Below are 23,986 nucleotides of genomic sequence, written 5' to 3' on the forward strand. Positions count from 1 at the left end.
TTTTCAAGCGTGATTCCTTTGATGGTCTGGACTCTGTGTTCTTAGATCAAGAACGTGGCAATTGTCCTGACACAAATTGGTGCATAGCGCGATAAGCTTGTTCATAGCGGAAGCGAATATTATCTGTTACCCCGTATAGTAAACGGATACTTTCTTCTTCCTTGCTACCTTCTAATGTCTCAGAAACGGTCTGATGAAGAGCCGCTGCCCAAATATCAAGTTCAGCATCATCGCCTCTTGCGATCAACTGATAATTAGATGTACCGTATATGCCCATCATAAACTGTGACCATAATTCTTGAGCAAAGTAAAATAAGTTTGGTGCATCGCTTTCCGTCTTATCAGCGACACGCTCCAAAATCTGAATAACCGGTAAAGGAAACTCAGCAGGTTCTAACGGAACATTTTCCACTTCGACTTCAATCCATTCATGATCACGTTCAAAGCTTACATTACCCAAATGCCCACGTCTACGCAACGTTTGCAAAATACGGAATTGAATTAAAGGATGTTGCTTACCTGTCTGCAACCATTCAATCAACTCGTCATCAATCTTTGGCTGATCCAAATAAGATAGCTGTTCAAGCGCTAACAACGTGCGCTCGGTGACAGGCTGTTGCATGGCTGTCTCCAGTAGTTGGGATTCATACGAATGATCTGCTGATTGTTTCCCTTTGATACGATCTCGCATCATCGTATCACTATCTGGATGGTTCTCTTCCTCTTCTTGTTGATCCAAAGAACTATTTTGGATCGCTGCTTCTGGAAAGCTCATCCGTAACCAACCTAATAGCGATTCCCACTCTTCGATTTGCTGGTCGCTTTGTCCCTGACAATGCAGTAAAAAATCAAGCAAAGACATCGCTTCGCCATAACGTTCGGTTTCTAACATATTTGTTAATTCAATCTGATAAAAATCTAACGTTTTGGGAAACAAAATAACATTTCCAGATGATTCTGTATGTGAATTCGTTGAGTCCGTTATAATAGCACCTCCTACATTTCAATGCTAACTGTATATTTAATATTACGAAAATATCAATATAAGCGTTACGATTTTATGATTATAACATAGCTTGTCCCTGCTTCAAAAAGTATGTAATCGTTCTTCCCTCGTTGCATTACGTTATTTTACAATCTAAAAAAAGTGTTGTCTTACCTATTTATATTATGCTATAATACTTTTGTTGCGCTTCAAACGCATATTTTATTTGTCTCAGTAGCTCAGCTGGATAGAGCAACGCCCTTCTAAGGCGTCGGTCGGGGGTTCGAATCCCTCCTGGGACGTACCAAAAAGAAGTATTCTATTTCATTATAGAATACTTCTTTTTTTGTATTTTTATTGTGGTACTGTTCTTTTTTATTATATCCTTTATACATATATGATCAGGATAAAATGCGCTTTTGTCCTTCTAGCGCTTGAATAGGTTTGATATTTTGGGTAAATTCTAATGTTCCCATATAGGTGCCTGCTTCATCACGAATAGCAAAATAACGGATATAGATAAATTGATCTTTTAAAGGAATCCAGAAATCTTCGATATCTTTAATCCCTGCTTTGAAATCTCGTAAAAGTTCTTCAACTACATGTACACTTTGCGGAGGATGACAATTTTGTACCGTGCGACCGATCACTGCTTTGGTTCGTGCAAAGATCCGTTCTTTGCCATGAGAGAAATAACGAACTACATCATTTTCGTCTATAAATGTAAGATCTACAGGTAAATGATTCATCATCAGTTCAAGTTGTTGTACCGAAAGTATACCTGTTGGTAAATGAATATAACCTGAATGTTCTTCTGTAGAAGCTAGAGGTAATGGCTGGCGATCAGGCTTCCACTGCGAATCCGATTCTATTAAGCAAAATCCAATCTGATCACTTTCACGAGCGATCGATACCCACTCATCTTCTGTTAATTTGTCCAATGCCATCGGCAATAAAATATGTTCTTCTTTAAAAATCATTTCGCTAACTTCGCGGCTGACTTGCTCTATACAAGCAATCACTTCATCAGCATTGCCTTGATAAGTCGTTAACAACTGTTTGGCTTCTTTGATCGCTCCACGAATCGCATCATCGACACCCCACATTACTTTGGTCGGCCCGAAAATACCGTACTTTTCTAAAAATGGAAAAATCAAATTTTCTTTACGGCTATAATGCTTATCTACATCATACAATAAGCTCAAATCTTCCAGTAATTTGAGACGGTTATGCTCGGCATCTGATTTGCGAAATTGATCTAGATGCAGACTGATAGAGAAATGCAATAACCGTTCTAATTCTGCATTTTCTTTTTTTAATAGATAAACAGGATGTCCGGGTTGTTCTTCTGGTCTGTGAACACGATGAATATCTTGAATCGATCCTTTGAAAATCGCTGCATGTACACTACATAACCGTTGCACTTCTTCCACAGGAATGCCTTCATCTTCCATTAATGATTGTTCCAAGCTAGAAATTTCTTCGACCGTAATATCACCTACTGCTTCTGTAAATCTGGCTTTGACTTCTTCAGTACTTTTACCTTGATGCAATTCTTTAATAATTTCTTTTAGCATCTGTTGACGTGTATCCTCTAAGGGACTCCGATGTTCCCGGTTGTTGATCAGTTCACTCATTATAGTTCAATCCTTCCTTATCGATCATGCTTGGCTATCATTCTGTTTATTGAGAATTATTCTCAAATGAATCGTAACATGTGCATATATTCAAGGTAGTGATTGTAATCACTATGAGGAGGATGAATAGACATAGAAAAAAAGCCCTTCTTATTGAAGAGAGAAGGGCTTTTTCTTATCTATTGTGTTTGATCTCTAAATTGATAATGTTTGCATATCACTTGGATTGATTAAAATGAACCAAACCATCGATTTTGACAGGTAAGCCGGTACGGATCGATTGGTTAGCCGCAATTCCTGTTAGAATCGAGCGTGCTCCATCCACATGATCGGCTGCGCGGTGGAAAGGGTCTTCAACAGGTTCGCCGAATAGATCGTTTAGAAGCACAGGATCACCTCCACCATGTCCGCCTTCTTTTTCTTCCACTTGCACTTCATAGGCTTCAGCGAACATCGGGAACACTTTGATCGTTTTGCGTTTGAGAGCACCTTCGTCTGCTTTTTCTCCGCCTGCATTGACATAAGATTTTTCGACGACTTCCATTTCGATACGTCCTTTGGTTCCGTTAAAAGCAATACGGTATCCTTCCCAGGGCATATACGCATTTAACGAATAGGTTAGCATCGCTTTATTTTTGTAACGCACCACAACACTCATTGTATCTTCAATATTAATTCCATCTCCAAACACACTCTGATCCCGAATATAGCCATCTTCATGTTCGGCATCCAGATACATCGCTTTTAGATTAGGATTGGTGTCCAGTGGTAAAGCGAATGGATCATTTTTAGCGACTTCGCTTCCTGTAGAACGTGCATAGAAATTCGTTTCGCCTCGTTCTTCTGCATTTTCACGACCATAAAACAATAAGTCTCCCATCGCAAATACTGTATCCGGCTGTGAACCGATCCAGAAGTTAACCAGATCAAAATGATGGGTTGATTTGTGGACTAATAATCCACCGCTGTTGCGCTTGTCTCGATGCCAGCGACGGAAATAGTCTGCTCCATGTTCTGTATTAAGCAACCATTCAAAATGGACAGAAGTGATATCACCAATCGTACCGTCTGCGATCAATTCACGTGCTTTGGTATGATGAGGAGCATAACGATAATTGAATGTCACTCTTACTTTCTGACCGGTGCGTTCCACAGCATCAATAATATCCTGACACTTATGCTCATCGACTGTCATAGGTTTTTCGGTAATTACATCGCATCCCAATTCCAGTGCTTTGATAATATAACGATGATGGGTACGGTCGACACTGGTCACGATCACAACATCTGGACGTTTGTCATGAATCATCTGTTCAAATTGATCTGCGGTATATAGATCTACAGCATGGTAATTGTATTTATTTTGTAGTAATTGATTAGCATGACGGGCGCGAGTGAGATTGATATCACATAGTCCCACTAATTCCGACGTATCTCGATATGTATTTGCTATAGCTCCATAAAAAAATTCAGCCCGTCCACCTGTACCTACTAATACATATTTTTTCAATGTCATGCTATTTTCCCCTCTCATTACTTTATCATTGGTTATAAAAAGAGTAGCAAATAAAGCATTGTATTTCTCCGCAAATCTTGTTTTATTTCATATATACCGCTTATTTTGTTGTGATATACTCATTTAAAGATAACGCTTACAGATATGTAGATAGACAGATAGACAGATAGACTAGATAAATAGATATGGCACATAAAAGCTGATGGATTTTATCGAGCAGGAGGAAGCTAGATATGAATCATGGATATAAGACAGGATCAAGCTTGACTGATACGCAGACGCCGAATGCGCTCACTGTAGAATATGCGGGACGAAGCGATTATTTTGCGATGACTCATGAGCATTTTCATCCTCATTATGAAGTGTACATTTTGTTATCAGGTGAGCGCCATTATTTTATACGAGATCAGATCTATCGTGTGCAACAAGGAGATCTTGTATTTATCGCCAAAAATGAATTGCATCGTACACTTCCTGCTGAACTGCCTGAACATGAACGAATTGTGATGTACTTTAATGATCATTTTGCTGAACAACATTTTGCCGGGCATCGTGCATGGATATTATCTTTATTCCAGTCCAAGCAACCTGTTTTTCATTTATCTACACGAGAACAATCTCATCTGAATCCTCTTGTACAACAACTATTGCGTGAGTTAACTGTTCAAGCACCAGGGTATGAATTATGTATGCAGTGTATTGTAACTGAATTACTAATTACTTGTGCTCGTCTGCATCGCGAACAGCCTCAGCTCCCTGCCCCTATCGGAACTGAAGCTCATCAACATATGTCTGAAGTGGCTCGCTATATCAAGTCTCATTACCAGCAGGAAATCTCTTTACCTTTACTAGCAGATCAATTTCATTTAAGCCCGTCATACCTTAGTCGTATTTTCAAAAAAACAACAGGATTCAGTATCACCGAATATTTGAATACAGTTCGTATACAGGAAGCACAACGATTGTTACGAGAATCTGAGCTTAAAGTTATCGATATCGCAAATACAGTGGGCTTCGGTAACTTTTCGCATTTTGGTAAAATGTTTAAGCATTTATCTCAGGTCAGTCCTCGGGAATACCGGGCTTCTGCCAAACATATAGGTGTAAATAGATAAACATGCAGTGTATAAGATGAGCTACCTTTTGCATATATTTTAATATTTCTGTCAAAGAAACTTCTATCTACAAACATTCTTTTGCATATGCGATTTTTGAATATACAATTAAGTGGTGACTACATAGACTGATGTTGTAACCACTCTTTTTTGAGCAATGCATATTGAAAAGTATTCTCATATTTGGGAGTGCCGTCTTCATACGTGGTCATAGATACAAATTCTACAAAACAACCTTCTTGACGCATTTTAAATCGTTCACATAATTTCTGTGATCTATAATTATCATCTTCAACATAAGCATATAATCTTCTCGCTTGCATCTGTGTAAATAGGTATTGAAACAACGCCTGTACACTTTCACTGGCATACCCTTTGCCTTCAAACCGAGCATTGAAGTTCCAGCCGACACAATACGTATCCGGTTCTTCTTTTAACGCAAATAATTCTCCGATCAACTCATTCGTTTCTTTAAGGCAGACAGCGATATATGAATCATCTTTGCTTCTTTTTTGAATTTTTAATTGAGCTTCTTGTAATGTATTGATTTTGTCATCGAGAAAACAATTTACCCGTGGCTGTCCTAAATATTCTAAAAGTCCTTGCGCATCTGCTTCGATAAAATGTCTCAATCGCAATCGCTGTGTTTCAATATTTTGCATCATCGTTCTCCTATTGTTTTCTTTTTGATTTGAGTCTATGTATACCATATCGTAATGAAATGCTATGTTCAAATGAAGCATAAGATAGATTGAAATGATCACTTATTAAAATCACATTATTATAAGTTGAAATCAAAAAGTTAATATCAAAAAAGCTAGCTTCAAAAAGCCGCAAACCAAACAAAATAAAAAGACTTCGATCTCCACCGATATATCATCTAAGTGTGAGTATAGAAGTCTTTTTATTGTACATGTATTTATGAAGCAGGTAACAATCCTCGTAGCGCAAGAGATACTGTACCATCTTCTTGTTCTAACACTACCCAATTTACAGCGATAGCCTCTTTTAATTGCTCAATCTGGTCAGCAGTCAATGTAATCTCATCCAAGCGACCTTCGCCTTCTGTATAATCATCATCTTCTTCAAGCAAAAAGCGATAATCCAACCACATTTTCAGTCCTTGAATCGTATTAAATGTGATTCGGTATCCTTCTTTTACTGCCTGTACTAGAGGTTCATTATGCTCTATTGCATAAGTAAACCATTCTTGAAAATCAGTCTGTGATGATGTGATTTGCTCTAATGGAGCGATATCTTGGCGTTCCAAAGCATCGATCAATTGCTCTTGCGTTATTCCATCACGACGTAGACGCTCTAAAATCAATGCGGTACGCTGCGATACTTTCACTTGTTCACTCATACGGATTCCTCCAGAATTAGGGTTAGATGAATAAGTCTTTAATGCTCGTCTCTTCGTACGACTTTCATATTCGCCAGTACCAGTGCACCTAACAATACAGCAATCGAGATCGACCACAATAATGTATTGGATGCGTTGGTGTAGTCGATAATGATCAGACGAATAATCGCAGTAATCCCAATATAAATAAAGTAGCGTAACGGGAAATGAAATCCACTTTTAAAATACTGGATAATCAGTGCAATAAATTCGAAATACAAAAAGAATACTAAAAGCTGTTCTGTAAATTCATAATCTGTTTTACCCACATCTGAATCAATAAACATAAAGCTAAAAATATACCATGTTTCTTTAAGAAGAAAAAACGTTAGTGTAAAACCTACTAAAACAAGTGTAGTATTCAATATTCCTTGTAAAATAGCAGGTATTTTATAAATATGACTCATCCACGATTTCAAGGTGATCCTCCTCTATTCTATAACGATCTACGATCTTTTATTTGTATATATTCGTCTATCCATAGATTATACAATCGGAATTGAGAACCCGCAATGAAACTATTCAAAGCTTTACATTCATACTTACATTTTACTTTTTATACCAAAAATGTTTTAAAATAAATATATTGATTAAATTAGTAAATTAAATTATTATAGTTCTGCAAGACCACTTTATATTAGAGGAGTGATTTTCGTATGTCTCAACGCGAAGTACACATTTCTGTAATTAATGTAACTGACAGCGAATTGGTTTTGGAAAGTAAAACGAATTTAGCTCATGGAGAATGGGTGGTTTCTCCGACCAATGTAACAAACAATGCTAAGCCTGTTAATTTTGAAGCAGATTCTGATGGATTCGCAACAGGGGTAGAAGGAACAATTTATTACAAGTTACCTCAAGGAGAAATTACGTTGTACTTTGATGATCCATACGTGGGTTCAGACGGATTTTCTGCACAAAGTAGTTCACCTGCTTATACGGTTCAGGTGATTGGTGGTAGTGGGAATGTATGTAATGTGACTTATCTAGTTAGTAACACATAAGTGAAATCTATTGCTAAGTGATTGTATGCTTACTGTTTTTATTTATGGTTATTGAATATAGAAAGAAGTCTCCCCATTGGTATAATGAGAAGACTTCTTTTTTTACGTCCCAGGAGGGATTGAATCAAGTTACATTCTTGAATTTTTCTATTAATACTTTGAGTTCGTCAGGGCTTAGTATCTCCTCTTTTCTCCTATGTATCATTCGATGACAATTGGCACAAAGAGGAACTAAATCTGTCTCAGGGTTCACTTCAGTTGCTTCTTCTAATGTACTTAATGGTTTAATATGATGTACTTCAATAAAATCCTTACCACGTTCTCCATATACTGCTTCAAAATTGAATCCACAAGTATAACAGTTTAAACCATGCTTTTTAACTGCTAGTAATCTATTTTTAGAATCTCTCTCATAACGTTTACCATAATAATATTTTACTTGTCCTTCAATCCTATGACCTTCTTCTTCTAACTCAGCTTTTAGATCTGAATTAATATTGTTTATTAATTCTTCATCAGTTAATAATATTAGTAATCGAACTGCTTCTGTAAAAGATTCATCTTGCTTTTTTAAGATATTTAAGACTTCATTTAATTCCTTACCTTCAAAAATGCCTTTGTAATCAGCCTTCATTCCTAAATAATGAAGAATATTCATCGACTGTAACCCTTTACTTTTATCTCTATCTAAGCCAAGTACTTTCTCATCTAATTCTCTATGTGTTAAACCATTAGCAAGATGCTCGTAAATAACCTTTGCTTTAATTTCATCTTGATAATTATCATATTCTCTTTTACGACCACTTGGCTGTAAAATAGGTAAGATAATTTCTTCTATCTCGTAACCAAATTCTTTTAATCTCATTTTTGCTGTATCTATTTCTTCTTGAGTAAATAAGTCTTTAAATTTAGGATTTAACATCACTGCTTCAGCGGATAAATCTAATCGATTAATTTCCCATAGTTTTTCAAATCCTGAAGAAACTTTGTGTATTAGTTTTTTTGCAACTGCGTATCCTCCTTCACTTGCTAACATTTGATTAAAAATATGAGGATTATATCCAATGCTACTAGCGATTTTTGCTGCTTTTAAAAGTTCATTATGTAATTCATTTTGAAGTTTTTGTTTATCCATTTTATACTCCTTACTAATTTTAAATATAAAAAAAGGGATTCTGCATCAGTGACCAACGCCCTGAACAAATCCCTAATTTCTTCTAAACTCAATTGTATCAATCCGTTTGTAATTAATAAAATACGTCCCAGGAGGGATTCGAACCCCCGACCGACGCCTTAGAAGGGCGTTGCTCTATCCAGCTGAGCTACTGAGACAAATAGGTTATGTATGTAATACAACATTATTGATTATACTCTATTATGTATTTAATTTCAAAAAAAATTATTATATACTTAGAATTACCTGTTTTTTTTATGAAATACGTGGTACTTTATATTCAATTATAAGTTTCAATTGGAAAAAAGTGGATTAATATACCTATATCGAATCTCCCACGCATACATACTTTTCCTACTTGCAAACGCTCCCACTTATTTTTTCAAACATACTCATGTCAGTTCCATTTTCCTATAGTATCTATCAGCAATTGAAATGGAGGTATTCCCTATGGCTACACCCATCTCCGAAAAGGAACTGGGCTTACTTATTAACCGAATGAACTTGGATTCATCGTCTGCTTCTGTAGATCGTAAGTCTGGTGCATCGGATTCTTTTCATGGTAATGGATGGATTCAGGTGGAGAATCATCAGATTATCGTCACTTCACCAGATGAAGGTAAAAAGCCGGCCACTATTTGTGCAGTCTCCCCTTTAACATTATTGATCAACGGGATTCCTTTAAATGGAGCAACAGAAGTTACCGAAGACGATATTATTACATGGGATATTAAATACCCACCTTTATTTGAAATTAAAGTGTCTCGCGATCAAATGGAAGCTTCATTCATTCTATATTCGCGTGAAAAATATACATGGGAACTGCAAGATTTGCCTGCTTCTGATCGTGCTTTTATTAAAGTTGCACCGAACAAAGATCTGGTAATTGATGTGGTGCAATTCAATCATATTATCAATACACTTGAGAAGCTAGGGATTCGCAAACATGTGGATACCGCTGCTATTATGGAAGAATTGGAACATCCTACTCACCAACCTGTGGTGGTAGCTCGTGGCAAAGCGTCAACACCGGGCATCGATGCAAGATTAGAGTTATTTTTTCCTGAACAAGTTGAAACGATCTTCCATGAAATTGGTGGTGTAATCGATTATCGCAGTCATCGCCGTATCCCTTCTGTTCATGAAGGTGATGTGATTGCTGTCAAACATGCATTGGTCGATGGGATTCCAGGCTATAACGTATATGGAGATATGCTTCCTCCTACACCTGCTCAAGATATTATAGTGGTCGCTAAAGAATCAACGGAAATGAATGACAAAGGTGAGATTATTGCTCTCACTCCGGGCAGACCACGCTTAACGGGCAAAAAAGTACATCAATTCGATATTTCTAATGCTTTTATCGTGGAAGGCAATGTAGATCTTAGTACTGGTAATATCGTCTTTTCAGGTGATGTGATTATTCATGGTCATGTCACCGATCATATGATTATTGAATCGCTTGGCAATGTCTATGTTCATGGAAATGTGTATAATTCTACAATCACAGCGACAGGAAGTATTCTGGTTAAAGGAAATGTGATTAGTGGTCAGTTGTATTCAGGGTATTTCGGAGTGATGTTCAATCGAATGTATATGGTCTCCAAGCAACTCAAGCAAGAAATGGAACGCTTAGAGATTGCTGCTCAATTGCTGACTAATGAAATACGTGCACGTAAACAAACGGTACGGTATGGACAGGTTATTATGTTGTTGTTAGAAAGCAAATTTAAGATTATTCCTGATCTTGCTCGTGATCTATTGCAAGTATTTGCAAGTATCCAACAAGTGCAGACTGAACAAAATGAACAGTTATTGCTATTGCTTCGACAGATCATTCAATCCGCTCAAGTAGCGGATATTTTCTGCGAACAGACTTTGGGACGAATGAGATTATTGTTAGAACAGCTTCATTCCAATGTAGCCAGTATGCAAGAGACCAAAGTCAGTATCGAAATGGCTCAATGTCAGAATGCTATTATCAAATCAAATGGCGATATCGTAGTTACACAAGCAGGCGTGATCCAAAGTGAATTGTATTCTGCGGGCAGTATCGCTTTTTTAGATGAACATTCCGTATGTCGTGGTTCTCAACTGGAAGCTATGGATCGAATCGTTGCTCAAAATGTAGGTAGTAGTAGCAATGCACACTGCGTACTCAAAGCACGTACTCATGTGTATGTGAACAATATGCATAACGGTTGTATTATGATTGATAGTTATAAATTAAACGTCTGGGAAAAAGTAGAAAAACAATTGTTCAATATGGAGTACATGTTAAATCAACAACAAGTACCTCAACAAACCAGCGTTTCTTCTTCATAAACGTATACTCTTTTACCAATAGAATCGATAAAAAACAAAAACCGGTGATGGATATATTCCATTCCGGTTTTTGTTATAGATGTATAGGTGTAGCTAACTTACGATACGATTGAGGTACACGCTCCAACAAATGCGATCCGTATATAGAAGCAAACGGTTGATCTTTCATATGAATATAACCGATATAACAACCACATGTTTTCATCTGACACGGACGATCTTGCGATAACTTTTCCAAAGAATGACGATAAAGATGTCCAATCACGCGCTTATCTTGATAACAACGCTTTACAATCCCTGAACCTTGAACATAAAAAACATGCTCCCCTGCCTGACAAGCTTGCCCGAGACTATCATAATCTTGCAGATTGTATCTAAAATAAGGATCGATCCCGCTCAATTCTTTTACTTCTGCTTCGCTATAATAGTGCGGACGATCTTTGAATGCATTGACCCAGACATAGACATCTTCAGGCAATCGAGCACGCAAACGATGAATCGCTGGAAAAGCTTCCCGTAATCCGACTGTACCTGCACTAAATACTATGCCTTGTTGATACAATGTCATCGCTTGAGCAACAAATCGATCTTCACGTACTTGTTCTGGATGATACGTTGCCCAAAACGATACTTTGGTTGGATTCAGTTGAGCTGTCCAATCTAATTTCACAGACAGATTGGTCTGCACAGCCACTTTGTTCACATGACTCATATGAGATAATTCAATCATCGCTTCCCGGTACCATGAATGAACAAGAGCTTCTCCATAAGGATTGAAAAAGATAGAAAGCTGATGACCATAATGCTGTTGTTCACGTACCCACTCCATAAAGCGTGACAATTGTTCACGATCTTGCATCAATGTCTCTTTGCTATCGACTGTTTTGCTAAACGGACAATAGGGACAACTATAATTGCACGAAGATAATTTGCCCCGATAATAAATAGTTGCCTGCATACTCATGAGCCTACATATCCTTCCATCAATGCATACACATCGTCTGAAATAAACCAATCTCCGATACCATCTGAATAAGCTAACCCTTCAGTGGTTAGTTGTAACACTTGAGATTGTTGCTCGTCTTCTACAAGTTCAGCCATCCCTGTCCAGATCAAATTGTGTAATTCTGGGAAATGAGTAAGTGGTGATTGACCAAACCGTTCTACATAATCAGCTATCGTTAATCCTTCGCGATGTAAAATAGCTTTGAGAATAAAACGTCGCTGGCGTTCTTCTTGATTCAGTACAAATCCATAATTCGCCTGATCATGACGTTCAGCGGCTACATAGTCTTCGATAATACTACGTGTTGTGGCAGCGCTCACTCCATAATGAGAAGCGTAATGCACCTCTCTAGTATAGGAACGTGCTCCACATCCAAGTCCAGCCATCCCTTCTTCCTGACAGCTATACGGCAATAGTTGCTTAGAGGAAGATAACGGCTTAGCAAAACGTCGCATCGAGTACTGTGTATATCCAGCGGCTTCTAGACGGGTACGAGCAGCATGATACAACTCTAAGCGAATATCTTGCTCTAATCCGGTATGCCCTGGCTTCAATATGGTATTTTCTCGAATATATAATGGATAAATAAATATTTCACCTGGATTATACGATAATGCTTGGTCTACTGAATACAACCATGTCTCTACCGTCTGTTCAGGCAATCCATAGATCAGATCTACATTCAGTAAAGGAAAATCATAATCCACTAACATCCGCAACGCTTCACGTACTAACTCTGGTTTTTGCGGACGATAGATTGCTTTACTTTCCGATTCAACAAAGCTCTGAATCCCCATACTCACTCGGTCAGTTCCGCGACGCTTCAAAATATCTAACCGCTCAGGTGTTACCGTATCCGGCGATGTTTCTACAGAAATCGAAGCATGTGTAGGATCAAGCCCCATAATATGTTCAGCAATATCAAACAATCGATTCAATTGATCTGGCTGTAATAAAGTAGGCGTACCTCCACCAATCGCAAATCGTGAAAAAGGTCGTCTGGCTACAAGTGGTGCCCATTGCTTGGCTTGACGTTCCAGCGCATCTACATATTGCTGATGTACATCAACCCGCTTATCTGGCAACGTAAATAAATTACAAAACCCACAGCGGGCTCCGCAAAATGGAATATGCATATAAAGAAAATAACTTTCCAGTTGCTCTTGCTCCCATAATTGTTGCAACGAATACGGTGGACTGAGTTCACGATACGCTGTCTTATGTGGATAAGAGTAAAGATATGAACGATAAGGAGCACTCTTCATCTGTTGTTCCCATTCCTGCAACTGAGGTGTCCATTCTGATGGTGGAATCGCATGGAGAGGTAACTGTAATGATTCCGAATTCATACTACAACACTCCTTTTTTATCAATAACCGCTTAACTTGAACAGCTTCATGTTTTGTTTTATCTGCATAATTTTATACTTTTTATACAATGCACAGCTTATATCATATACATTTTCTATAATATAAATTCACGATAAGGCACATTCCAGACTACTTCATGTGCTAACCGGTGACCTTCGTATCCATCTTCCCCATAAGCGGTTCCATGATCGGAAAATACCAGACATAAGGTTGGGCGCTTTCGCTTGCGAAAAGCCTCAAATAGTCGTCCTACTTCTCTATCAACATAACGCAAAGCCGCTCGCTGAGTCTCTATCGAGTCTTTACGAATATGATTAGGAATAAAATAATGATTCGGTCCATGAATAGCAGATACATTGAGAAATAAAAATAAACGTTGCTCTAGATCAGCTCCGTCTAACAATTGTAACGCGTGATTCACTTGATGTTCGGTAGAACGTGGATTGGTTACGCCAAATGTCATTCGCCAATAACTCTCCTGGAAATAAGCAGGTAATACTTTTGCCAGTTTATTCTTTTTCGTAAAAAAGATTACACCACCGATACAGATCGTACGGTATCCTTCTTGCGCCAATCCAGATACGATATCAGGTGCATCAAATAGCCAGGTGTACGGATGAGTGCGAAATCCGCTGTGTTTTCCATGAAATAATCGAATATGTGAAGCTTTGTCCGTATTAGCAGGAGTCGGTAGAAATCCACCGAAAAAAGCATGATGCGCAGCATACGTAAAACTACCCGGACTATGACGCTTCTCCCATCCTCCTGTTGCACATAAATGAGTACAGTTCTCTTCTTCTAACTTGGCTACATCATATCGCAACGTATCCAGTGTAATCATCAAAATGTCATGTGTACCGACAATTTCATTCATATTAAGCATAACGATAATCCTTTCATTGTCACTCATGCTCTAACCATTGTTGTAACTCCCATGCATAAGTGCCTAACCCGCGATGCTCTACATCATACAGCAAATCACCAAATGGGTTCATATCTATAATATAAGGCTGTCCACCGTGACTTGGAACAAGCACATCAATTCCTGCACAAAATGAATAAGGAAACGTACGTAGCCCGGCCATCGCTGTCTGTTCAATAGCATGTACTTGGTCTGCTGACAAATGAGATTGAGACACTACCAACCGATCATTACGCAAATGTAAATTCGTAATCGGAGTATGACTTAATCGCATAACCCCATGCCCTGCTTCATGTCGGCACACCAACTGGCGTACATCATAAGCTTTATTTTGCCAGCTGGCTTTACTGATCCATCGTTCGGCATGCATACCTTCTTGCCCTACCCAATCGATAATCTGCGCTATAGTCTTAGAGTCTGTATAACGACGTAATTTGCCAGAGTTATAATAATAAGATTCGTTGCCACTGTTATCTATTCCGATTGTAGTGGTCGCAATCTCTGCCCCTGTACGGGGATTGTATTGATAAGCGATCACACCCGAAGCCGCAGATCCACAAAATAATTTGATAAATACGCGATGAATTCGGTGTTGCTTCATACTTTGCCGAAGTTGTTCATAACCAGTATGCTTTCCTAGCAGATCAGGTACAAGTGGAGGTACAGCTACACCTGCTGTATGTAGCCACTGATGACAGCGCCTTTTATCGAACATGATAGCAATATCAGCAGGATCATTCATCCATTTTGCGTGTGGTAATAACAATGATACTTCACGCTGAAGCCACGATAACAATCGGCAATACCCTCGAAACCACTGAGCAGGATACCAGATACGTCCATGTTGAGGTTGCAATCGACGTGCTGCTGTTGCTGAGATTGAAGCACCTAATGTATAAGCATCTAACGGTACTAACGCATCCTCTATATCTCCTTCTGCATCTACTGCACCTAATGCAATCAATTCACGTTCAACCGCAAAATGATCACCAGGCGCATCCAGACGCAATAATAACGAAGATGGAGATAACGAAGATGACTCTACACCAGAGGATGTTGAACATCCATCAATACCGATTTTGGGTTCACTCACACGAATAGGATGCTGATGATGAGTCTGTCTTTGAAATACTGCTTGTAACAGATCATCCAGCGATTCTCCTGCACGAATACTATGCAACAGACGAATATAAGGAACGACCAATGCAGAAGACAGATCATATTGTTCTCTTGCTTGTTGCCAGCCTGCTGTCCGCTTGTTATTAGGATTACCAAACAAAATACAAGCAGACGCAGAAGCTAGCCATTGTTGATAAGAAGTCGATGTAGATCTACTCATATCAAATTCATTACTCCGTAAGTGCAGGATAACGCCATTCGTACTCGCCATCTTCATCTACTTCTTGTTGGTCACCTGTATCAACAGACAAGCCTGTATCTTTCCAGCGCTTGATCATCTTGTCAGACATATAATGATAATTTAAATTCAAATGTTTAAGCTTTTTGACCGCATCACTATTGATAAGTGCTTCTGCACCTTTATCAGATAGTGTTCCATTCGATAAGTCGAGCGTATCTAGTTGCTCAAGTACAGGCGCATTTGCCGCTGCGATAGCGATCTCGTCTTGAATTTCACTATCAGTTAGACCTAGATATTTTAATTTAGGAAAAGGATTCTGATTCAAAAATGGCAAAATATCTTCTATAGAACCATCAAATCCATAATCTTCTACTCCTAGATATAAAGTAAGTGTTGTTAATTCAGGTAAATGCGCGTTATAAATCTCATTCAAAACGGATTTGGGCAATCCTCCGCAAATAATAGTTAATGTATGTAATTTATCATGATGTAAAGGTTCTAACGATAAGTCTGTACTTCCTTGAATCGTAAACGATTCGATCTGTGGATAAGCAGCAAGTACAGGCCCTAGATTGGTCTGATTGATCCACGAAACTTCACATTCTTCTGAAGACATCTCGCCAATATAAAGGCTTTTTAAATTCGGTAATATCGGGCTTGCTTCAATCAGAGCTGGAATAGCATCATCCATCGTATCTTCATAAGCTGCGCCCCAATCCCCTATAATCAAGCTGGTAATGGCTTTGCAAGCTTCTACATCAGCAACCAGTTCTGTGATCAAATCTTTTAGCTTGACCCCATTTTCATTCTGATCATAATCAACCGATAATTTCACTTCCATTATTAAACCCTCCTTCAATTCTATTTGTTATATTTTACAATAGAAATCTCTCGATAATCAAAAAAAGAATACTTATTGATATAAAAACAGCTTAACCTCTATTGTTCAGGTTAAGCTGTTTCTACTTTAAGAATTAAGATTCAATTGATCGACCAATTTACGTAACGCTTCTCCACGATGACTAATCGCTTGCTTTTCTTCGATCGTAATATCTGCCATCGTTTTGTCGTGAGTCGGCAAATAAAATAATGGATCATATCCAAAGCCAGCGTTGCCAGAAGGTTGAGATGTAATCCAACCATCTACCGATCCTTCTGTTGTTATTGCTAAGCCTGTAGCAGGATCATACAATACCAGACAACATACAAACTGCGCTGTACTGAGCAATGTCTGATCGGTATCTTCACCCATTTGTAAACGTTCAAGTGCATCTAGCAATTTGGCATTGTTATCAGCATCTGTAGCCGATTCACCTGCATATCTTGCCGAATACACTCCAGGTTCTCCATCTAAACGATCCACACATAGACCTGAATCGTCAGCAAGTACAGGAACACCTAAAGCATCGCCGACAGTTTTGGCTTTTTTGAGTGCATTTTCAGCAAATGTGGCTCCATCTTCTACCACTTCAGGCAGATTAGGATAATCAAACATGCTGCGCACTTCTTTGCCGAAAGGAGCTAGAGCATGAGCAAACTCTCTAACTTTCCCTTTATTCTGAGTAGCAACAACGACAATAGAGCTACTCATCAGATTCATACTTGTGTACCAGCTTGACCGGAACCAATTTTCAAAGCGATCGGGCCAAGAATTTCTTTTTGCATCGCAATCATTTTCTCAATACCTTCGCTACCCAGTACTAGCAATTGATCTAGCTCTTCACGAGAAAATGGACGTTCTTCCCCTGTGCCTTGAAGTTCTACAAATTGTCCTGCGCCTGTCATTACCACGTTCATATCTACTTTGGCTTTGGAATCTTCTTCATAGTTCAAATCAAGTAAAGCACGATCTCCGACTACACCCACACTGACAGAAGCTAAATAATCTGTAATAGGGAATTTAGTTAGTTTATTTTGGGTCGATAATTTGTTCATAGCGATTGCTAAGGCAACAAAAGAACCGGTAATCGATGTTGTACGTGTGCCACCGTCCGCTTGAATCACGTCACAGTCGACTGTAATCGTACGTTCTCCTAATGCTTGTAGGTCAATAACTGAACGAAGTGCACGTCCAATCAGACGTTGAATTTCCATCGTACGTCCGCCCAATTTACCTTTTGCTGCTTCACGCTGGTTACGGGTATGTGTAGCACGAGGTAGCATCGAATACTCTGCTGTTACCCAGCCTTTACCCTGACCTTTCATAAAGTGCGGTACACGTTCTTCTACAGAAGCAGTACATAATACTTTGGTATCGCCTACTTCAATATAGACAGAACCTTCTGCATATTTGTTCACGTTCGGTGTTATTGTTAACGGGCGTAATTCATTCGGTTGTCGTCCGTCTGTTCTCATAAATGGTTGCCTCCTGCGTCATATTCACCTTCTTATTCTAACAAACCTAACTTGTAAAAGCATCCTTATCTGACGATTGATTATGATGCTACAGCGGATATGTGAGTTTTTCATAAAAAATCGGTTAATACTGTATAACGTTATTTATGAAAGAGGTGGCTATCTATGGAATCCCAACCAAGCAAAGTTCCTTATAATCTAAGCAGTCTAAATGTAGAACAAGCGACAAGAGAATGGTTGCTCAAACGTGGCGTTACGATTTTGGAAATAGCAGACATTGTAATGTTTCTTCAAAAAAGTTACTATCCTTCGCTTACGATAGAAGAGTGCGTAGAAAGTGTCGAAAAAGTACTATTAAAGCGTGAAGTGCAAAATGCTGTTCTGACCGGTATTCAATTAGATATTTTGGCAGAAGAAGGTAAATTGATCTCTCCATTACAAGAAATGATCGAAAACGATGAAGGATTGTATGGTGTCGATGAAATTTTGGCATTTGCGATTGTGAATGTATATGGAAGTATCGGCTTTACCAATTATGGATATGTCGATAAATTAAAACCAGGTGTATTGGGACGATTAAATGATAAAAGTATCGGGCCGATCCATACGTTTTTTGACGATATTGTAGGTGCGATTGCAGCGGCAGCAAGTAGTCGTATTGCTCATGGCAAATATAAAGAACAAGACCCTACAGCAGATACAAGCAATACCCCATTGCCTGAAGATGATGAAAGCGAACCTTCTGTCTAGTCTGCTCAAATCAATCCCAACAAAAAAACTCTGACTCTGTATAGATACTTTATACAGAGTCAGAGTTTTTGATTAGCATATATGATCGTTATCCAACAAGTGATAGTAGATTAATTCTTTTAAAATCCTTTGGGATGAAATAAAGAAGATGGTTCTTCTTTTGATTCGGGTTGAACATTGGAAGAAGATTGGTGACCTACTTTGATATCAGGGCTGACCCACCAGTGCTTGCGTTCACGTCGTCTTCTACTTTCACCGGACATAAACTGTAGTACAAATAACCAGATTAAGCATAATCCTGTAAATACATAAAATAAGTGAATCGATAAAATGCCAGAATCATTACGGGTCAATAATCCAGACAGCAATAACAACTCTAATACAGGGTACAACAAGACTGAAATAAAGCGAGGTGACGGTTGATGATGTCTTTTCCATACCCAGATAGCAGGAATAACATATGCTAGTGTAATATAGAAAGCAATTAATGCACAGCCATTAGCCAAACGTCCTGAAGCTGTGGTAAATGGAATAATAGCAGCCGACCATCCTTGATGAACAATAATATTAATCATACTGGTGATCCCTTGAACAATACCAACACTAAGTCCCATAAAGACCAGGATATTACGACCACGGTACCAGACAGAACGGTACTTTTCTTGTATCATAGACATATTACTAAATATTCCGATAACTGCACCAATCAGCAATAATAAATAAGCAAGGAATCGCAATCCTTCGACTGCGATATCCAATAAAGTTCCATTTGTGCTAAACATATGATAAGCCCCTTTCGCATTTCGGGGTGTTGATTATTATGTATTGTAAAAGAATTAGCTTAATATTGGATGAAAATGGACTTAAACAGAGTTAAAACTAATGACGATAGGTTGCGGAGGTTGATATGATGTCACAAGAAGTCAGTCGAGTACACAAAATTCCTTTTCGTAAAATATGTGGATTATTGCATATTAGACAAAAAATTGTGAATGTTTATCCTGATTATGCGAATAAAATGGTTGTTGTTGAAACAGAGCGAAATGCTCGTAATACCGAAACCGTTATCGAATACAAAAATAGCTATCTGGATATTCGTAAAATGTCAGCTTCCGAATATAACCAGATGCCTCATGAACCTAATGTGACTGATAAGCTCAAAGCATTATTGGATGAAAATGAACGTGATGTACTGCTTCGCAGTCTACAACATACAATTCATCAAGCAGAACGACAATTAGAACAAGTGCAATCTGCCAAAAATAAAGCCACTACAGAAGACACATTACAGATCGCTCGCCGGGCAATCGCCAAATTAACCGGTGATCTGAATGAATGATAGTATCACTTTTTATTGATATGTAAATATTTTAGTATTATCATAGTCTTTTTCAAATGATAATGAAAAGAAGCAGGATATAGATGTGGTTGCTACCCTCTATATCCTGCTTCTTTATATTGATATCCTGTAATTATGACTATAATCTATCCATACTAATCAGACTGCATAGATCCAAATGCCATCTTGTTGATATTTATGTGCAATCCCGCGGCGAATAAGTTCTTCCAGATGCGCCAACGTCTCGGACATCGCAAATCTTAGTTGATGTAGCGTAAGCTTGCTATTGAATATAGACATACATACATCATATCCGTTAGCAGGTTGAGTACGGATGCGTTCTGTCATCGCATCCAATCGTTGTTCATGATGATCTAATAATTTGACAGTACGTTCTCTAAATCCGGTGAAAGGACGACGATGCCCTGGATATGCCCACTCTACCTCATATTGACCAAGCACACGTAATCCTTCTACATAAGACTTTAATGGTTCAGGATCACTATTCGGAATCAGACTAATATTAGGTGATATCTGAGGTAAGACTGCATCGCCACAGATGATCGCTTTCCAATCGGCTTGATAAAAAGAGAGATGCCCTGCTGCATGACCCGATGTCTGGATCGGTAACCATGGATACCCTGCAATCAGAAATGGTTGCTCTGGTGTAATTATAGATACTTCTGGTTGTGGTAATACCTGCGTGACAAAGCTTTGCAGATGTTCAGGAAGTTCATTGGTAATCTCTGAAGGCATACCATGAATCTTATAAAACGTAATCAAATCTTGAGCTGCGGTATTGTCTTCCCCCCATGCTAATCGAGCTTCAGCCAGTGAACGTGCCGACATATACACAGGTGCATGACTTTGTGCTTGTAACCAACCAGCTAATCCATAATGATCAGGATGATGATGCGTCAAAATAATGGATTCCAATTGATCTACATGTAATTCCAACGTATTCAGTACGGTGTGCCATGCAGCTTCATTTTCTGCACTACGAGGCCCTGGATCAATTACACTCCATGTATGATCGCCAACAATAATATAACTGTTGACCCAGCGTAGTGGATAAGACATCGCTATTTTCACCTGAATAATACCATGTTCAAAATGAGTGATTTCTGGTAATTCCATAATGTATGTATCCTCCGTCAGTCTGTCTATAGATATATTATAAACGATCCAAACACAAAAAACTCTTCTGATTGCACCTCTATAGCATAAGGTGTTCAGAAGAGCTTGTTTTTGATTCGGTCATTCATTGCTCAATAACTTTCTTCCCACGGGTTGAACATTTCGTGTTTGAAGTAAGTGCTGTCTGCTGCTTTTTCGTTCCAGTCCCACAATTTTTGGCTAGCTTTTTCGATCTCTTCATTTTTGATTTGACGAATTTCATCTAAAATAGTGAAAGATTTGCCTGCTTCTTTTTGGTGTTCCCAGATAACGAACATAATGCTATCTAAATTATCGCCATAACCAACAACGTTGACTTGGTTAGCATGGTCATTCAATCCTACATTTAGAAAATCATTAGTTACGATATATTTATCATTAGCAACGTGGTAAATAGCTGCCCATTGTTCCATTTCATTTGCGTTGTTTTTAATTTCGCTACTTTCTACAAATCGGAACCATCCACCAGAAGTTGCTTTTGCTTTTTCCATAATTTTTACGTTAGATAATTTAGTATAATTCATAGGTTGAATCCCCCTTAGATTTTAGGTAATATTTGCGTTTTTCATGCGACTTTGTGCCTGTTATATAGTTTATCGGTAAATTTTGCATAATATTTATAGCACTTTCCTCTCATTCGTTCTTTTTCGACATTTTTATATTCCTATACATAGGTATGAGAGTAGGAATAGTATGCCTATAGAACCATAAAACAGTAGGAAGAAGTAGTGCTTATTACTCAATAGTAACTTTTATAAAAGGAGTGAATTCATTAGTAGAAGTAAATGATGAAGGATAATGATAGATGTACAATAATGCTATATTCTTTCGCTGGATTGCAATTGAGTGATATATAGACTGCGGTATACATATTTTAACCACAGCTTATCAAACAAATCGTAAAAGTAATAATTATTTATGAATATTCGTAAATGTATGACATATATTATTGAAATTTGTTCTACTTATATATACGTACAAACTGCACAAAACGATTAGTATTTTATAAAAAAATATTCCATTTTTCCCACCTTTTTAGCCTATTATTTGAACAAAATATGACAAAAAAGCTTTTACCCTTGTAAGTGGATAAAAGCTTTTTAAGATCGACGGATTAAACACCCTATATTGATATTGATTGGGTATTAAAAGCCACCGCCGGTTGCAAAAATATAAATAATTAAAAATATATTTAAAGCTACGATCACCACAGTAGCGATCCATGCTAAAATTTTGACCCATGCTGGATTGACAAATGAGCCCATTTTGGCACGATCACTGGTAAAGCGAACCAGTGGAATAATTGCAAATGGTAATTGTAGACTCAGTACCACCTGACTCCATAGTAATAACTCTCCTGTTCCTTTTGCTCCTGCAATCCATGTCACGATAAAAGCAGGAATAACAGCTAATAATCGAGTGATAATACGGCGTAACACAGGTGAAATACGTAAATTGATAAATCCTTCCATGACAATCTGTCCTGCTAGTGTACCTGTAATTGTCGAATTCTGTCCTGAAGCCAGCAAAGCTACTGCAAATAATGTACTGGCAATTCCTACGCCTAATGTCGGACTCAGCAGAGCATAAGCATCTTCAATCCCACTAACATTTAACCCTGTACCAAAAAAAGCAGAAGCTCCTAAAATTAAAATCGCCGAGTTGATTAGAAAAGCGACAGATAATGAAAGAATAGAATCAATATTCGCAAATTTTACTGCTTCTTTGCGACCTTCTTCTGTGCGCTTGTATTGACGTGTCTGTACGATCGATGAATGTAGATATAGATTATGCGGCATTACTGTCGCTCCCAAAATCCCTAATGCTACAAATAACATCGCTGGATTGGTCACAATCTCAAACTTCGGTACATATCCGCCTAACAAAGCTGATACTTCTGGCTTGGAGATAATCACTTCAAATACAAAGATACAAAAAATCGTCGCCATCAATACGATAATAATAGATTCAATAATCCGAAATCCTTTTTTCTGTAATAACAATAGAAGTAATACATCAAAAGTGGTAATCACAATACCCCATAGTAACGGTATCCCGAATAACAAATTCAGTGCAATCGCTGACCCGATTACTTCTGCTAGATCAGTAGCAATAATCGCAAGTTCAGTCAGTATCCAGAGAAAAACGGCTGTTCTTTTGTTCGTTGTATCACGAGTCGCCTGTGCCAAATCTCGCCCTGTCACAATTCCTAATTTGGCAGATAAACTTTGTAATAACATAGCGATCAAGTTAGAAATCAGTACAACTGATAACAAGGTGTATCCGAAGCGTGCTCCTCCCGCTATCGAAGTTGCCCAGTTCCCCGGGTCCATATATCCAACAGCAACTAATGCTCCCGGACCAGAAAAAGCGAAAAATTTACGCCAGAATCCAGCATTTTCAGGAATCTTAACGGTATTGTTCACTTCTTCCATACTGATACTTGAACTGGAGTGTAACCAGTTTGATTTTTTGACATCTATATTTGTATTTAATTCTGTGTTGGAATCCATTCTTCGTGTCTCATCCTTTCTCTACAGTAAGCCTATC

23 protein-coding genes and 2 tRNA genes are annotated in these 23,986 nt (G+C 38.2%); 6 read left to right on the forward strand and 19 right to left on the reverse strand.

The features are described 5' to 3' along the window. Positions 1 to 46: 46 nt before the first annotated feature. On the reverse strand, positions 47 to 937 hold the full coding sequence (locus QCD85_RS16685; protein ID WP_373461983.1) for a hypothetical protein: 891 nt from the start codon (positions 935 to 937) through the stop codon (positions 47 to 49). 276 nt (positions 938 to 1,213) lie between these two features. Between QCD85_RS16685 and QCD85_RS16690 the strand changes: the two genes are divergently transcribed. Further along, positions 1,214 to 1,287: transfer RNA gene (locus QCD85_RS16690), tRNA-Arg, on the forward strand. Between the two features lie 99 nt (positions 1,288 to 1,386). Here QCD85_RS16690 and QCD85_RS16695 read toward each other — a convergent pair. Then, entirely contained in the window at positions 1,387 to 2,622 is a 1,236-nt protein-coding gene (locus tag QCD85_RS16695; RefSeq protein WP_301263273.1) for a DUF438 domain-containing protein, read from the reverse strand. A gap of 217 nt (positions 2,623 to 2,839) precedes the next feature. Further along, the gene (locus QCD85_RS16700; RefSeq protein WP_274172021.1) at positions 2,840 to 4,138 is read right to left on the reverse strand and encodes a Gfo/Idh/MocA family protein; all 1,299 of its coding nucleotides are present in this window, start codon (positions 4,136 to 4,138) and stop codon (positions 2,840 to 2,842) included. 233 nt (positions 4,139 to 4,371) lie between these two features. On the opposite strand from QCD85_RS16700, the gene QCD85_RS16705 reads away from it, so the two are divergent. Beyond that, entirely contained in the window at positions 4,372 to 5,253 is an 882-nt protein-coding gene (locus tag QCD85_RS16705) for a helix-turn-helix transcriptional regulator (RefSeq protein WP_301263274.1), read from the forward strand. A 119-nt stretch (positions 5,254 to 5,372) separates the two neighbouring features. On the opposite strand, the gene QCD85_RS16710 is transcribed toward QCD85_RS16705, so the two are convergent. From QCD85_RS16710 to psiE, 3 genes are all read right to left on the reverse strand, one after another. Further along, the gene (locus QCD85_RS16710) at positions 5,373 to 5,915 is read right to left on the reverse strand and encodes a GNAT family N-acetyltransferase (protein WP_301263275.1); all 543 of its coding nucleotides are present in this window, start codon (positions 5,913 to 5,915) and stop codon (positions 5,373 to 5,375) included. A gap of 257 nt (positions 5,916 to 6,172) precedes the next feature. Then, entirely contained in the window at positions 6,173 to 6,616 is a 444-nt protein-coding gene (locus tag QCD85_RS16715; protein ID WP_301263276.1) for a hypothetical protein, read from the reverse strand. Between the two features lie 38 nt (positions 6,617 to 6,654). Continuing rightward, on the reverse strand, positions 6,655 to 7,074 hold the full coding sequence (psiE, locus tag QCD85_RS16720; protein ID WP_274172017.1) for a phosphate-starvation-inducible protein PsiE: 420 nt from the start codon (positions 7,072 to 7,074) through the stop codon (positions 6,655 to 6,657). A 237-nt stretch (positions 7,075 to 7,311) separates the two neighbouring features. Here psiE and QCD85_RS16725 point away from each other — a divergent pair, with 237 nt between their 5' ends. Next, on the forward strand, positions 7,312 to 7,659 hold the full coding sequence (locus tag QCD85_RS16725) for an aegerolysin family protein (RefSeq protein ID WP_204826715.1): 348 nt from the start codon (positions 7,312 to 7,314) through the stop codon (positions 7,657 to 7,659). Positions 7,660 to 7,783: 124 nt separating this feature from the next. On the opposite strand, the gene QCD85_RS16730 is transcribed toward QCD85_RS16725, so the two are convergent. Together QCD85_RS16730 and QCD85_RS16735 are read right to left on the reverse strand one after the other, a co-directional pair. Continuing rightward, positions 7,784 to 8,794: an HNH endonuclease gene (locus QCD85_RS16730; RefSeq protein ID WP_301263277.1), complete on the reverse strand. Its 1,011-nt coding sequence runs from the start codon at positions 8,792 to 8,794 to the stop codon at positions 7,784 to 7,786. A gap of 123 nt (positions 8,795 to 8,917) precedes the next feature. Beyond that, positions 8,918 to 8,991, reverse strand: a tRNA-Arg gene (locus QCD85_RS16735). 292 nt (positions 8,992 to 9,283) lie between these two features. Between QCD85_RS16735 and QCD85_RS16740 the strand changes: the two genes are divergently transcribed. Further along, positions 9,284 to 11,158 (forward strand): DUF342 domain-containing protein, encoded by a 1,875-nt coding sequence (locus QCD85_RS16740; RefSeq protein ID WP_301263278.1) that lies wholly within the window; start codon positions 9,284 to 9,286, stop codon positions 11,156 to 11,158. A 73-nt stretch (positions 11,159 to 11,231) separates the two neighbouring features. Here QCD85_RS16740 and QCD85_RS16745 read toward each other — a convergent pair whose 3' ends face one another. From QCD85_RS16745 to rph, 7 genes are all read right to left on the reverse strand, one after another. Further along, positions 11,232 to 12,116: an STM4011 family radical SAM protein gene (locus tag QCD85_RS16745; RefSeq protein WP_301263380.1), complete on the reverse strand. Its 885-nt coding sequence runs from the start codon at positions 12,114 to 12,116 to the stop codon at positions 11,232 to 11,234. Between the two features lie 2 nt (positions 12,117 to 12,118). After that, entirely contained in the window at positions 12,119 to 13,429 is a 1,311-nt protein-coding gene (locus QCD85_RS16750) for an STM4012 family radical SAM protein (protein ID WP_301263381.1), read from the reverse strand. 199 nt (positions 13,430 to 13,628) lie between these two features. Then, positions 13,629 to 14,417 carry an STM4013/SEN3800 family hydrolase gene (locus QCD85_RS16755; RefSeq protein ID WP_301263279.1) on the reverse strand — a complete coding sequence of 263 codons (789 nt, stop codon included), beginning with the start codon at positions 14,415 to 14,417 and terminating at the stop codon, positions 13,629 to 13,631. A gap of 19 nt (positions 14,418 to 14,436) precedes the next feature. Then, positions 14,437 to 15,795 (reverse strand): STM4014 family protein, encoded by a 1,359-nt coding sequence (locus tag QCD85_RS16760; protein WP_301263280.1) that lies wholly within the window; start codon positions 15,793 to 15,795, stop codon positions 14,437 to 14,439. A 10-nt stretch (positions 15,796 to 15,805) separates the two neighbouring features. Further along, positions 15,806 to 16,657 (reverse strand): STM4015 family protein, encoded by an 852-nt coding sequence (locus QCD85_RS16765; RefSeq protein WP_274172012.1) that lies wholly within the window; start codon positions 16,655 to 16,657, stop codon positions 15,806 to 15,808. 126 nt (positions 16,658 to 16,783) lie between these two features. Then, on the reverse strand, positions 16,784 to 17,407 hold the full coding sequence (locus QCD85_RS16770; protein ID WP_441005631.1) for an XTP/dITP diphosphatase: 624 nt from the start codon (positions 17,405 to 17,407) through the stop codon (positions 16,784 to 16,786). A 5-nt stretch (positions 17,408 to 17,412) separates the two neighbouring features. Then, entirely contained in the window at positions 17,413 to 18,171 is a 759-nt protein-coding gene (gene rph, locus QCD85_RS16775; protein ID WP_274172011.1) for a ribonuclease PH, read from the reverse strand. A 165-nt stretch (positions 18,172 to 18,336) separates the two neighbouring features. Between rph and QCD85_RS16780 the strand changes: the two genes are divergently transcribed. Beyond that, positions 18,337 to 18,921, forward strand: a complete 585-nt coding sequence (locus QCD85_RS16780) for a phosphatidylglycerophosphatase A family protein (RefSeq protein WP_273613405.1) — start codon at positions 18,337 to 18,339, stop codon at positions 18,919 to 18,921. 119 nt (positions 18,922 to 19,040) lie between these two features. Here QCD85_RS16780 and QCD85_RS16785 read toward each other — a convergent pair whose 3' ends face one another. Beyond that, a complete protein-coding gene (locus tag QCD85_RS16785) occupies positions 19,041 to 19,703 on the reverse strand; it encodes a hypothetical protein (protein ID WP_273613406.1) in 663 nt (220 codons plus the stop codon). A 125-nt stretch (positions 19,704 to 19,828) separates the two neighbouring features. Between QCD85_RS16785 and QCD85_RS16790 the strand changes: the two genes are divergently transcribed. Beyond that, the gene (locus QCD85_RS16790) at positions 19,829 to 20,260 is read left to right on the forward strand and encodes a hypothetical protein (protein WP_274172010.1); all 432 of its coding nucleotides are present in this window, start codon (positions 19,829 to 19,831) and stop codon (positions 20,258 to 20,260) included. Positions 20,261 to 20,419: 159 nt separating this feature from the next. Here QCD85_RS16790 and QCD85_RS16795 read toward each other — a convergent pair whose 3' ends face one another. The 3 genes from QCD85_RS16795 to QCD85_RS16805 form a co-directional block, all read right to left on the reverse strand. Further along, positions 20,420 to 21,397, reverse strand: a complete 978-nt coding sequence (locus QCD85_RS16795) for an MBL fold metallo-hydrolase (protein ID WP_301263282.1) — start codon at positions 21,395 to 21,397, stop codon at positions 20,420 to 20,422. A 131-nt stretch (positions 21,398 to 21,528) separates the two neighbouring features. Next, complete coding sequence (locus QCD85_RS16800; protein ID WP_273613409.1) at positions 21,529 to 21,960, reverse strand: hypothetical protein; 432 nt, start codon at positions 21,958 to 21,960, stop codon at positions 21,529 to 21,531. A gap of 621 nt (positions 21,961 to 22,581) precedes the next feature. Beyond that, entirely contained in the window at positions 22,582 to 23,949 is a 1,368-nt protein-coding gene (locus tag QCD85_RS16805; RefSeq protein ID WP_273613410.1) for an Nramp family divalent metal transporter, read from the reverse strand. Between the last annotated feature and the right edge of the window lie 37 nt (positions 23,950 to 23,986).

Origin of the sequence: Paenibacillus sp. PsM32, from assembly GCF_030433815.1 — a bacterium.
Taxonomy (GTDB): Bacteria; Bacillota; Bacilli; order Paenibacillales; family Paenibacillaceae; genus Saccharibacillus; species Saccharibacillus kyungheensis.